Here is a 12,962-nt window from a genome sequence, read left to right on the forward strand (position 1 = left end):
GGTCAATTGGCGCCTCTTATGCCACTCCGACTTTTAATGAGATGGTCCAACGACACCACGCCCCCGCCGGTTGCCATCAGATAGAGCAACACCGCCGCCCATACCCCATGCGTGGCATACGCACCGGGATACACCAAAAACTGAATTACCGCCGTCATAACCAACAAGGCAAAGGCCGACAAACGTGTAGCCAAACCAAACAAAACCAAAATCGGAAAGATATGTTCTGCAAAGGCCGCCAGCGTTGCACCCAGCTCGGGAGCAATAAGCGGCAATTGATACTCTTCCTTAAACAGAAACACGGCGTTGTCGGAAAGCGAGGGCCAACCTGGGTTGATGGTTCCTTGAATAATATCCAGGCCAAATCCTTCAACTTTGGTCTGGCCCGACTGCCAAAACACAGCGGCAATTGAAAAACGGCCCAGCAAGGCAATAAAGCTTTGCGGAATTCGGCTGAAATAGTAATGCACACATGCTATTGCTTGCGCCACTTTCATATTGGCACTCCTGTTGTATTGTTTTTCAAACTCACTATCGCTTCGCGTTCTATCAACAGCGCCAATAGCGCGGCAATATCGAACTCAACTGAATCAAGTAGTTCATTGCCAAGTCCACTCTGTGCGGCTTTCGATAAACAACGTGCCGTGTCGGCAGAAACAAGATCCAGGCAAACAGCGTAACCAGGCCGGGTGAGCAATATACTCTGCGCCTGCGACAGGTCGACTTCCGAAAACTGAACCCCACTTTCCGGCTGATGCGCCGACCAGATTGAAAATATCGGGTAAGACGATTCCACGACACGCACCGAGGGCGCCAGTTCAATAAAGAAAGCGTCGCCACCGCCTTGTTCCGGATGCCCGCTTTCGTAATCCGCCAGGCCCTGGCGCAACGCCTGGGCCGAAATAGGCACATGGTCGGCACTGTGAAAACACGACAGCCAGGCGAACTCCAGGCGTGCCACATCGGCTAAGTAAGGTAACGATGCCACCGGTGCGAACCCACTGATGAAATCGGGAAACGTCTCGCCATACCAGGCCAGCACTGGAGTGCGGGGCGGCGACTGCACCACATAGTGCCGCGCCATGGCCCGAAAGAAATCCATGCCGGTTAATTGGACTGTTACGGGAAACGAGTCGCTTAATGCATTCAGCAACGACACCATGACATTGTTTTTATAGACATCGAAACGACGATCCACGTTGCTGCCGCTCCACGCTATCAACGCAGTGGGCGTTACTTGATTGACATCCAGCAGGGCGCCGGCAAAATCCGGATAAATGCTCATGACCGTATCCCGATTGATTCTTGCAACAACCGATTTGCATGGGCGGCTTCCGAACACAGCGCCGACAACGGCGGAATGTTGCCATCGCGCTCCAACAAGGTAGGCTGGGAGCCGGTTAAGGTAAGTGCGTACGCATACAGATTCCACACGGCCGGTGCCACTTCAGCATCGTGGCTATCAATTAAAAGGCGTGCGCCATTTCCATCAGCATCTTCCGAAAAACCGGCTAAATGTATTTCTTGCACTTCATGCAGCGGCAAAGTGGCAAGATACTCATCACAACAGTGATTATGATTCTGACAAGTCACATACACATTATTAACGTCCAGCAGCAGGCCGCATCCTGTGCGCTGTACGATCTGGCGTATGAACTCGGGCTCACTGAAACCGGAATGAACAAACTGCACATAGGTTGAAGGATTTTCTATTAACATCTGCCTACCCAAAAAGTTCTGAACCTGATCAATATGACGACACACACGGGCAAGGGTTTCAGACGTATAGGGAAGGGGCAGTAAGTCATTCAAAAACACGCCGTTGTGTCCCGACCACGCCAAATGTTCAGAAAATAATGCGGGTTCGTAACGGTCCAGCAACTTCTTCAGACGGGTTAAATGGTTCATATCGGGCGCGGTTTCTCCCCCAATCGACAGCCCCACGCCGTGCACGGAAAGTGGATATTGCGCGCACAACCGTTCCAGCCAGGCATGATACGGCCCGCCGGCAACCATGTAGTTTTCCGCGTGTATTTCCAAAAAGCCCACATCCGATGGCGAAGCAAGCAAGTCGCGAAAATGCTCGGGCTTAAGCCCGAGCCCCGCTTTCGCCGGCAACTTCATTACAAGTATTAGCTAGCGCTACGCTTTTCTTCGAAAGCGCTTAACTGCCCATGACCTGTGGGCGATGTCGGCGATGCCATTTTCTCGCAAGTCCCTTTGGGCACCAAAGACCAGGCATTGCCTTGATAATCCATTTTTGAGGTCCCCGCGCACGTAGTGCCTGGCCCGGCTTTGCAGTCGTTTTTGCCTTTCATCGCCACGCCGTAGCACTTCTCTTTTTCAGTCGCCTTGGCACCACCGTTCTGGTCGGCATAAGCAGGGCTTGCCGCCATGGCGCCGGCCAGCGTTAGGGCGGCCCCTAAAGCCAGGGTAAGAGAAGGTTTAGCGGATTTTGCAGGTTTGGTAAGGTTGGCATCCATGTGCTGTCTCCTTTGGGGTTGAAAAAACGTTGTTATTGCCCTTTTGTCGGAAACCAGCCCTTGTTCTTACAGGTCACCACCCAGAAAACACAAAAAATTTGTAAGTTACGAACGCCCTCGCCGCCACGCGTGATACTTTTCGAGCCAGCGCAACACGCCTTGCGGCGCATGCGCCTTTTTCCATTCGCCGGCTGCGTATTTGTTCGCCTCGGTCCAGCCGGGGTAGGCATGAATCGTACCCAGAATTTTATTCAGCCCCAGCCCCTGTTTCATGGCCAACACAAACTCGGCCAGTAAATCACCTGCGTGGTCGCCCACAATGGTCACGCCCAGTATCCGATCCTTTCCCGGCACGGTTAACACTTTCACGAACCCGCCCGTTGCACCATCCACAATGGCACGATCCAGTTCCGCCATGGGAAAATGCGTTATCTCATACGAAACCCCTTGTTCTTTAGCGTCTTGCTCGTTCAAACCCAAGCGCGCAACTTCGGGATCTGTATAGGTTGTCCAGGGCATAAAGCGGTAATCAACTTTGAAGCGTTTGAGGTGTCCGAACAGGGCATTGACTGCGGCATACCACGCCTGATGTGCTGCGGCATGTGTGAACTGAAATGGGCCGGCCACGTCGCCAACGGCATAAATATTGGGGTGCAAGGTTTCCAGATATTCATTTGTTGTAATGACCCGATTGGTTTCAATACCCAAGGCTTCCAAACCATACCCTTCCAGCCGGGCCTGGCGCCCCACCGCACATAGCAGCGCATCGAACGGTACAACTTCTTCGCTGCCGTTACGCTGAACCACCAATACTTTTTGTTCGCCCTGCTTTTCACAACGCACGGCTTTAGTGTCTGTCATCAGCAGCACGCCTTCATTGTGCAATGTTGCGCTGATGTTTTGCGCCACATCAGTATCTTCGCGCGCCAAAAGCCGTTCACCCATCTCCACAACGGTCACTGCAGAGCCTAAACGGGCAAAGCTTTGTGCCAACTCACAACCAATCGGCCCGCCGCCTAAAATCACCAAACGCGACGGCGGCGTATCCATTTCGGCAAACGCCGACCACAACGTATCGCTGGTAACGTAACCGGTGTCTTCAATACCCGGCAAGGGCGGCACAACAGGCCGGGCGCCCGTTGCCAGAATCACCGACCGGGTGGTGAGGGTTTGGGCACGGCCATCGCGGTATTCAACTTCAACTGTCCAAGGGTCGCGCAGGCGCCCATAGCCCTGTATCACTTCCACACCCAGCCCGGTATAGCGCGCGATGCTGTCGTGCGGTGCCACGGCTTGAATGACCTGATGTACCCGCTGCATGACCTTGCGAAACGAGAACTCGGGTGACGCAGGTTCCAACCCGAACTGATCGGCGTGTCGCATTTGATGTGCGACTTTCGCACTTTTGATCAACGCTTTGCTGGGAACACAACCATAGTTCAGGCAATCGCCGCCCATTTCATGGGCCTCAATGAGTGTGACCTTTGCCTTTACGGCTGTCGCGATATAAGCCGAGACCAAGCCACCCGCACCGGCGCCAATAACAATTAGATTCCGGTCATAATGCTTGGGCGGTGTGTACTGGGCACGCTGCTTACGCCGCCTTATCCAGGCAAGCATTTTCTTCGTTACCAAAGGAAAGACACCCAACAACACAAATGACCCCAACAACGAAGGCGACATAATGTCGCCCAGCGCATTCACTTGCGCCAGTTGCGTGCCTGCATTCACGTACACCAACGTGCCGGCCAGCATCCCCACCTGACTCACCCAATAAAAGGTGCGGGCACGCATAGGCGTTAACCCCATGAGCAAGTTAATAACAAAGAAGGGAAAGACGGGAACCAACCGCAGGGTAAACAGATAAAACGCACCTTCCTTTTCAACCCCTTTGTTCAAGGCCTGTAAGCGCCGGCCAAAACGCTGCTGAACCGCGTCGCGAAGCAAATAACGCGCCACCAGGAAAGCTAACGTGGCCCCGATTGTGCTGGCAAACGAGACCAGCACCACACCCCAGAACAAACCAAATAATGCGCCACCGGCCAGCGTCATGATGACGGCACCAGGCAACGACAATGCGGTGACCACTACGTAAACGGCGAAATAAATGGCCCCGACCAAAACGGGCTGATCGGCACGCCACGCCTCAAACTGCGCCATCCCCGCTTTCAGGTTATTTAATGTAAGAAGTTGCTGAAGATCAAAGGCGAAGAACGCAACAACCAGTGCCACAAGCAAAAGGACCAGCGAGATCTTTTTCATTTTTAAGACTTTTTATGCACCGCTATAACGCGCCGCCACAGCTACTTCCCTGGCCCGCCGTGCACCCGTAACAATGATCGGCCACACAAATAGTGTTACCGCTCAAATCGGCTTCCAGCAAGTCACGTAAATGGCGCCGCCCGCCCGGCACGGGCAGCGACAATTGCTGATTGAAATCGCAGTCGTACAAAAAGCCTTGCCAATCCACGCTTACCGTTGAGCGGCACATGACACTGTCCAGGTTCTGCTCCTGGTAATTGTCTTTCAGCAACTGCATGTAATCGCGAAAAGTGCCTTTAGAGATCAACATCGACCCAAAGCGTTTAATGGGCATGTTGGCCAATGTAAACAAGCTGTTGAACACAATACCGAAATGCGCATTCAGCTCGCGCTTGTAGTCGGCTTCCAGCGCTTGCTGATTCGGCGGCAGATTAGGGCCTTGCGGGTTGTATACCAGGTTCAACACCTTACCGCTGCCTGGCTGCCCGTAACCCAAGGCATTTAGTTTCTGCAAAGCGGCAATGCTTTTTTCAAACACGCCGTCACCTCGTTGCTTGTCGACATTTTCAAGCGAGTAACAGGGCAGCGAAGCAACGATCTCCACGTTATGTTCGGCTAAAAATTCAGCCAAATCTTTCTGCCCGGGTTCAAACAGAATGGTGAGATTACAGCGATCAATCACTTTCACGCCTAAGCGCGAAGCCGTGCGCACGAGACGCCGAAACTGCGTGTGCAGCTCCGGTGCGCCGCCGGTTAAATCCAGCGTCTTAATACCCCGTGCAGACAGCACCAGTGGAATTAAATCCAGGGTCTGCTCATCCATCATCTCCCAACGGTTCGGCCCCGCGTTCACATGACAATGCACGCAACTTTGATTGCACTTGTAGCCTAGATTCACCTGCAGTGTCTCAACGGTTCTCCGTTCAATCGCGGGGAAATCGGTGGCCCTCAATAACGTGATGGTTTCATGCATTGCGTTCTCCGGTGCGGCTTTGTTCTTCCTGGGTGGGCACTTCGCCGACGGCATAGCGACTCGAGGCCTCGCGTAATACTTTCATATGCCGGCCAAAATTTCGACACCCGGAACACATCATGACATGAATCTTCAAATTCATACGATCAGACAATGACAGTTCCCGATCTAATGACTCCGATAGCAGTTGGGTCACCCCTCGACAATTCAACATGGCTTTTCACCTTCCAAAAACCAAGTGTTCTCCAAACACTCGCGCAACCGCAATCTTGCCCGGTACAACACCACATGCAAGTTGCTGGTTGTCATTTTTAAAACGTCACAAATTTCCACGCTGTCCATTTCCAGGAATTCACGCATGGTAAATACACGCGCCTGCTGGTCGGGCAAACCGTGCAAACACGCCTCGAACACCAACCAGAACTGGGCGCTGTGCAAATCCTCCAGCGGTTGTGCCCAGGCAACCGGGCGCTCGTGTCGCTGCCAATGTCCACGCTTCGTAAACAGCGCCTCCAGGTCAGCGTCGCTGTCGGCATCCAGCGAACTGAAGGCCGCCTCACGCTGACGTTGACGCAGCGTGTCGGTAATTTTGTTTTTCAGAATGCCAAACACCCAGGTTTTAATCGCTGAACGTTGTTCGAACGAGCGCGCGTTTTTCAACGCGCCGGCCAAGGCCTCCTGAACCGCGTCCTCGGCAGCACTGTCATCTTGCAGATGCAATATGGCGAACTTGAGCATTTGACTGCGCAAGCTGCTTAAGAAAACCGGGTCGGCAAGATCGGCTTGGGAGTCTGGGTTCATCGGCTTGTCGTGCGTATGTGATTCCTCATTTTGATTAGTCGACGCTACGCCCCAATTCTTACAGCCTGGCTACTGCGCAACGGTTTCCGGCTCATACACCGTGACACGGTCACGACCTGCAGACTTCGACTCATAAGCAGCCTGATCAGCCTGACGCATAAGCAAGTCACCGTCCAGTGGCCGATCGGGCTCAAAATAGGCAACACCCAAACTCCCACTCACCCAGGCCTGACCCCGAGCTAAAACAATCGGCTCACGCACAGCATCAAGGATGCGATCAAAAATCGACTTATCATCAGGATTACAAATAATTAGCGCATACTCATCGCCTCCCAAACGCGCGACGGTATCCCCGCTCTTAACCACCCTCTCAAGCCGGCGGGCGACCTCAATCAACACTTTATCGCCTGCTTCATGCCCATACTTGTCATTGACAGGCTTGAAATGATCCAGATCCATCATGCACACCGCAACACGCTCACCTTGAGAGCGCGCGCTATCAAGGGCGTGTCTCAGGCACTCAGCAAAAAGGCGCCGGTTCGGAATCCCGGTAAGCGGATCGAAATGCGCCATTTCACTTAATTCTTTCTCGTATTTCTTGCGCTCGGAAATATCACTAAAGACAGTGACATGATGCGCAACGGTGTTCTTTTCGTCATACACCTCTACCACCGACAGCTCCACCGGGAAGTAACCACCGGCGTCCCGTTTTGCCCATAGCTCGCCCCGCCATCGCCCCGCCTGCTCAAGTCCTGCCATCATCGCGTCGGACGGCGTCGCAGCGTCGGGTGTCTCAACAAAAACTGACTCGCTGAATGCACCTCTCACATCGTCGAGCTCATAGCCAGTTAATTCGACAAACGCACGGTTCACGTCAATAAAACGATGGCGCCGGTCGGTGATGCAAATACCCTCGCGGCTTGCGTCATACACGCTGGCCGCCAGCCGCAACTGATCGCGCGCCCTTTTTAACTCGGTAATGTCGGTTAAATAACCGTGCCACAAAATCGCACCATCAGACTGCAACTTTGGCGTTGCGGTACCCTCGACCCATCGTTCGCCGTAAGACGGATGTAACACCCGATACGCATGACGCCAGGTCGCCAAAGTGCGTGCCGACTGTTGAATCGAAGCACTTACCCCTTGCACGTCGTCCCGATGAATACGCTGAAAAACTGCCGATGCGTCTTCCAGCAATTCATCAGCAGAAAAACCATAAATGTCGCGAATACCATCACTGGCAAACGGGAATGAACTATTGCCTTCCGTGTCCAGACGATATTGATATAAGCCTCCGGGAACATTCGCCGATAGCTCGCGGAAACGCGTCAGCCAGGCATCGCGCTCGGCCTGGGCGCGCCTTCTTGCCGTGATATCAAGATGCGTGCCAAACATCCATTCGGGCTTGCCGTCGGGTGTTCTGGTAGCCAAGCGCCCACGGTCGTGAACCCAAACCCAGTAACCGTCTTTGTGCCACATACGTGCTTCAAAATCGTAATGTGAATGCGCATCGGCAACATGTTGCTTCAACAGTTTTTCCGAGACGTTCAAGTCGTCGGGATGAACGAACCTTAACCAGGTTTGAATCGAAATCGGCTCGAGTTCCGCCAATTGATACCCGACGATCTGTGCCCAACGCTCATTCAAACGCAACTCACCTGTTTGAATATTCCATTCCCAAGTGCCGGCCTGGGTGCCGTCGATAATACTTTCCAACCGCTGCCGGCTATCACGATTTTGCCTGCGGACTCGCCGTTCACGACGGTAAACCAACATCAATACGAAAACCAGGCCAATCGTTACCACCATTAACACCGCCAATATGACGAGCATGAGGGTGTATTTGTGCCAGATATCAAGCCAGCCAAAAGACGGCGCATTTGGGGGTGAAACCACACTGGCTATGGCGTTCGCAATATCGAAATGGCCACCTTGAGAAGCAACAAGCGTAACCACTAAGCCGGAGAGTTGGTCTTGCGTGCGCAAATTTATATAATGAGGGTCAGGCACCCACCTCAACGCTGGCACCGGCTTTGGCTGGTAAGCAAACATTCCCGGAAGCGGTTCTGTGTGCGTCGCGTTTTGTAATTGCGCTGATGCAAGATTAAAAATTGAACTGCCGAACACCCATACAAGTGCCAGCACCATTAGCGGCGTTACCGCCGCTTTTACTTTTGCCGCCGTACAACGTAGTGAAGATCTACCTGAGCGGAAACGCATGAGCTGGATTATTGTCTGTCAATTTTTTGCTTAATATACCGCAACTTCTTATTTTTCCATCTAAAAACCTACCAACTTAACGAGTTAATGTCCTCTTTGCCTATCCCACAGGAAGTTGCGCGCCGCCGCACTTTCGCCATTATTTCGCACCCTGATGCCGGTAAAACCACCCTAACTGAAAAGCTTTTGCTGTTCGCGGGTGCCATTCAAATTGCCGGGGCGGTGAAAGGGCGCAAGTCTTCGCGTCATGCCTCTTCCGACTGGATGGACATCGAAAAACAACGCGGCATTTCCGTGGCGTCGTCGGTCATGCAAATGGAATACCGCGACTGCGTCATCAACTTGCTCGACACACCGGGCCACCAGGATTTCTCAGAAGACACCTACCGTGTGCTGACTGCGGTGGATGCTGCATTAATGGTCATTGACGGTGCCAATGGGGTTGAGCCACAAACCATTCGTCTGTTACAAGTGTGCCGCGCACGCAACACGCCCATTATTACCTTCGTCAACAAGTTCGACCGCGAAGTACAGGAGCCCTTGAACCTGCTTTCAGAGATTGAAGACCACCTGGGTATGGATGCCATTCCGTTCTCGTGGCCAGTCGGTATGGGGCGTCATTTCGGCGGTGTATTTGATATTCGACGCGACCGCATGCGCGTTTTCCGGGCAGGGGAAGAGCGCCGTACCGAGAACGATGAGTTAATTGACGGCATTAACAACCCCGACATTGCCACGCGCTTTGGCACTGACTTCGACAAGGCACGCGATGAGATCGACCTGATTACAGGTGCAGCCCCACCGTTCGACCACGACGCCTTTTTAGGCGGGCGCCAGACCCCGGTTTTTTTCGGGTCTGCCATTAACAATTTTGGTGTTCAGGAAGTGCTGGATGCACTGGTTGATCTTGCGCCCCCGCCAGGACCACGTGAGGCCCTGGAACGCGAAGTGAAGCCCGACGAATCCAAATTCAGCGGCGTGGTGTTTAAAGTGCAGGCCAATATGGACCCTGCCCATCGCGACCGGGTCGCGTTTGTGCGCGTCAGCTCGGGCGTTTTCAATCGCGGCATGCGCTTGAAAGTAGCCCGGACCGGCAAGGAAATTCGGCTGAATAATGTGGTGTCTTTTTTATCGCAGCGGCGCGAACTGGTTGAAGAAGCTTTTGCCGGTGACGTCATCGGCATTCCCAACCACGGAGTGCTGCACCTGGGCGATGTGCTAACCGAAGGTGAAAAACTGCAATTTACTGGCTTGCCGTTCTTCGCACCGGAACTGTTTCAGGCCGTTGAGGTCAAAGACCCTTTACGCACCAAGCAATTGCGTACCGGGCTCACGCAGCTGGGCGAAGAGGGCGCAATCCAGGTGTTCCGGCCTGTCGCGGCAGGGGGCGCATTGTTGTTGGGCGCCATCGGTCAATTGCAGTTCGAAGTGGTGGCACAACGATTGAAGTCGGAATACGGTGTCGACGCCCGAATGATGCCGTCGCGCTACAACCTGGCTCGTTGGGTCACCGCGCCCGATAGTAAAACTTTGCAAAAGTTTCTCGACAGCAATGCGGCCAATATTGCCTACGATGTCGTCGAAGCGCCTGCTTTTCTGGCCAGCTCATCCGCGCAACTCCGTGTCGTTCAAGAGTTGTATCCAGATGTCACTTTCCATGCAATGCGTGAACATGGTGGCCAGGTTTTCTCAACCTGACACACGGTATTTCGCTCAACGCTTTATACTTGGAATCGTGTTTCATAACCCGAGGGTTTAAATGTCCTGGCGAATCATGTTCGCAATTTTGCTGGTACTGGCCGGCGCCTCAGCCTGGGGCGGCCTGCGCCTTGGCGAATGGCTGGTTGCCCATGGGCCAACCGCTACCGCAGCACCGGGGCGGCCGGAACTTGCACCGGTTGAGGTGCTCGATGCCGACGGGCGCCCATTCTCGCAACAACCTCCTCAGCCGCTGGTGAACGGACAGCTAGCCATTCCGCAGGGCGTAGAACCTGTGCCATGGCAAATTGCGGAACAAGCAGCGGGCGAAACTTTAGCCAGTGAAGTGATCGCGGTGTCAACCAGCCCTATTACAATGGTTGAAGCAGAACAAATAGCCGCCATAGAACAAGGCCGACTCTCGGGCATAGGCGATGTGGGTGACTTAATGTCGAACCTGGGCACACAAAACGGCAACATGCCGTTGCAACCGGTGGAAATGCCCAATCCTCCGCCCCCACCACCGGAAACACCCATGAATAACACCGGTACCGGTCAGGCCAACTGGCGAGCACAATTGCAAGACGAGCTGCAGCAGTGCAACCTGGAAAGCTTTTTCGACCGCCCCAGTTGCACATGGGCGGCGCGCAACAAATACTGCACCCCAAACAACGCCTGGGGCCAAATTGACGACTGTCCTTCCAGAAACTTTTAATTCCTGACAGGCCAGTTTCAAATAACGGCTCACCCCCACACAATTGGCGACGGCATAAAGAATAAATCATGGGCCTGAAAGCAATATTCAAAAACTGGGTTGAACGCTACTTCTCTGATGAAGAGGCCGTCATTCTCCTGGTGGTATTGGTGGCGGGCTTTGCCACCGTTATTCTTTTCGGGCACATACTCGCCCCATTCCTAACAGCATTAGTTATTGCCTTTTTGCTGCAGGGTGTCGTCAACTGGCTTGAAAAACGCCGTGTGCCACATCTGCTTGCCGTGATTCTGGTTTTTACGGGCTTTGTCGGGCTGTTGCTAAGCCTGGCCTTTATCCTCTTGCCATTAATATGGGATCAATTGGTCGGCCTTGTGCAGGAGACGCCACGTATTTTTGCCAGCGGGCAACTCCTGTTAGACAACCTGCAAGCCCGTTTCCCGCAACTGATTACGCCTAACCAAATTCAGGAATGGATCTACGTCGCGGGGCGTGAAATAACCCAGTTCGGCCAACGCGCCCTCACGCTGTCGCTTTCCTCTCTAGGCAACGTGCTGGCATTGATTATTTATCTGGTTCTTGTGCCGATTCTGGTTTTCTTTCTACTGAAAGACCGCCGAAAATTGACAGACTTTGTGTTGTCCATGCTCCCACGCAAACGCACGCTGATGACACGCATCTGGACGGAAATGGACGATCAGATTGCCAATTACGTACGCGGGAAATTCATCGAAATCATTATTGTCGGGGTTGTTTCTTTCATTACATTTACGTTTTTTGGCTTACCGTACTCTGCTTTGCTAGGGGTACTGGTAGGCCTTTCAGTGCTCGTACCCTACATTGGCGCCGCCGTCGCCACCTTGCCGGTCGCGGCGGTAGCAGGCTTTTACTTTGGCTTTAGCAACGACTTTATGTATGTCTTGATTGCCTATGGCGTCATTCAGGCTCTCGACGGAAATGTCCTGGCGCCTGTCCTGTTTTCAGAAACCAACAATATCCACCCGGTATCGATTATTGTGGCTGTGCTGTTCTTCGGCGGCATTTGGGGTTTTTGGGGGGTATTTTTTGCCATCCCCCTGGCTACGCTGCTCAAAGCATTGGTATATGCGTGGCCGCGCAGTTTGGCGCAGCAAAAGCAACTCGAGAACACAGAAGGTTAATGTTCGCCCAAGCGGCCTGTTTTAATATAAAACTTTGCCCCTTGGCCTCCCGCGGCGAAACCGGGATACACTCCTTCGGGCAAGCGAATCCAGCTCCCGGAAGAATAAGTTCGCTGCCGATCCAGAACACTGCCTTGCAGCACGAATATTTCCGCACCCGGCATAGAGCCACTGAACAAAGACGCCCCCGCCGGCAAACGCACCAACCTGACATTTTCCGAACTATCTGAATAAAGGGGGCAGTATTCTCTTTCCGGCTCCACAACCCAATTAGCCGGGTTGTTGGTATCGATACGCACTTCGCTCGTTTCTTCCCCGCCCATTTGCCATAGCTTAACGAAGATAACGACGCCTTCTTCACTAAAAGGTCGATGCGACGACCCAGGCGGGCTGCGCAAATACCAGCCCGCCGGATAATGACGGTTATCTTCAGAAAACGTGCCCGACAGCACGAGAATTTCTTCGCCGCCGGGATGTGAGTGGACCGGAAAAAAAGACTGGGGCGCGTACCTGACGACGCTGGTTGCACGCGCTTTCTCTTCGCCTACGCGATCGAGCATGACCCGCTCAACCCCTGCTTGGGGCGAAGACACCCACTCATATTGATCGGGCAAAACAAAAGCAGGTTTTGAAAAGTCGGCGTTAATACGCAT

Annotated in this window: 13 protein-coding genes; 3 read left to right on the plus strand and 10 right to left on the minus strand. The window is 53.4% G+C overall.

From position 1 onward, the window contains the following. Window positions 1–2 precede the first annotated feature (2 nt). The 9 genes from G9Q38_RS02705 to G9Q38_RS02745 form a co-directional block, all read right to left on the minus strand. A complete protein-coding gene (locus G9Q38_RS02705) occupies window positions 3–497 on the minus strand; it encodes a DoxX family protein (RefSeq protein WP_166127582.1) in 495 nt (164 codons plus the stop codon). Beyond that, entirely contained in the window at window positions 494–1,285 is a 792-nt protein-coding gene (locus G9Q38_RS02710; RefSeq protein WP_166127584.1) for an HvfC/BufC N-terminal domain-containing protein, read from the minus strand. Before G9Q38_RS02710 ends, G9Q38_RS02705 begins: the two co-directional genes overlap by 4 nt. Continuing rightward, a complete protein-coding gene (gene bufB, locus G9Q38_RS02715; RefSeq protein WP_166127586.1) occupies window positions 1,282–2,124 on the minus strand; it encodes an MNIO family bufferin maturase in 843 nt (280 codons plus the stop codon). Before bufB ends, G9Q38_RS02710 begins: the two co-directional genes overlap by 4 nt. Before the next feature lie 8 nt (window positions 2,125–2,132). Next, a complete protein-coding gene (locus G9Q38_RS02720; RefSeq protein ID WP_166127588.1) occupies window positions 2,133–2,483 on the minus strand; it encodes a BufA1 family periplasmic bufferin-type metallophore in 351 nt (116 codons plus the stop codon). A 105-nt stretch (window positions 2,484–2,588) separates the two neighbouring features. Then, window positions 2,589–4,745, minus strand: a complete 2,157-nt coding sequence (locus tag G9Q38_RS02725) for a dihydrolipoyl dehydrogenase family protein (protein WP_166127590.1) — start codon at window positions 4,743–4,745, stop codon at window positions 2,589–2,591. A gap of 22 nt (window positions 4,746–4,767) precedes the next feature. Then, window positions 4,768–5,718, minus strand: a complete 951-nt coding sequence (gene arsS / locus G9Q38_RS02730; protein WP_166127593.1) for an arsenosugar biosynthesis radical SAM (seleno)protein ArsS — start codon at window positions 5,716–5,718, stop codon at window positions 4,768–4,770. After that, complete coding sequence (locus G9Q38_RS02735) at window positions 5,711–5,932, minus strand: zf-HC2 domain-containing protein (protein WP_166127596.1); 222 nt, start codon at window positions 5,930–5,932, stop codon at window positions 5,711–5,713. The genes arsS and G9Q38_RS02735 overlap by 8 nt, the downstream gene beginning before the upstream one ends. After that, window positions 5,926–6,519: a sigma-70 family RNA polymerase sigma factor gene (locus tag G9Q38_RS02740; RefSeq protein WP_166127600.1), complete on the minus strand. Its 594-nt coding sequence runs from the start codon at window positions 6,517–6,519 to the stop codon at window positions 5,926–5,928. Before G9Q38_RS02740 ends, G9Q38_RS02735 begins: the two co-directional genes overlap by 7 nt. A gap of 69 nt (window positions 6,520–6,588) precedes the next feature. Continuing rightward, complete coding sequence (locus tag G9Q38_RS02745; protein WP_166127603.1) at window positions 6,589–8,529, minus strand: sensor domain-containing protein; 1,941 nt, start codon at window positions 8,527–8,529, stop codon at window positions 6,589–6,591. Window positions 8,530–8,835: 306 nt separating this feature from the next. Here G9Q38_RS02745 and G9Q38_RS02750 point away from each other — a divergent pair, with 306 nt between their 5' ends. From G9Q38_RS02750 to G9Q38_RS02760, 3 genes are all read left to right on the plus strand, one after another. Then, on the plus strand, window positions 8,836–10,437 hold the full coding sequence (locus G9Q38_RS02750; protein WP_166132293.1) for a peptide chain release factor 3: 1,602 nt from the start codon (window positions 8,836–8,838) through the stop codon (window positions 10,435–10,437). 61 nt (window positions 10,438–10,498) lie between these two features. Beyond that, a complete protein-coding gene (locus G9Q38_RS02755; protein ID WP_166127605.1) occupies window positions 10,499–11,152 on the plus strand; it encodes a hypothetical protein in 654 nt (217 codons plus the stop codon). Between the two features lie 68 nt (window positions 11,153–11,220). Continuing rightward, window positions 11,221–12,309, plus strand: a complete 1,089-nt coding sequence (locus G9Q38_RS02760; RefSeq protein WP_166127609.1) for an AI-2E family transporter — start codon at window positions 11,221–11,223, stop codon at window positions 12,307–12,309. On the opposite strand, the gene G9Q38_RS02765 is transcribed toward G9Q38_RS02760, so the two are convergent. Then, window positions 12,306–12,962: a cupin domain-containing protein gene (locus G9Q38_RS02765; protein ID WP_166127612.1), complete on the minus strand. Its 657-nt coding sequence runs from the start codon at window positions 12,960–12,962 to the stop codon at window positions 12,306–12,308. The genes G9Q38_RS02760 and G9Q38_RS02765 overlap by 4 nt on opposite strands.

Origin of the sequence: Pusillimonas sp. DMV24BSW_D (genome assembly GCF_011388195.1) — a bacterium.
GTDB lineage: Bacteria > Pseudomonadota > Gammaproteobacteria > Burkholderiales > Burkholderiaceae_B > Neopusillimonas > Neopusillimonas aestuarii.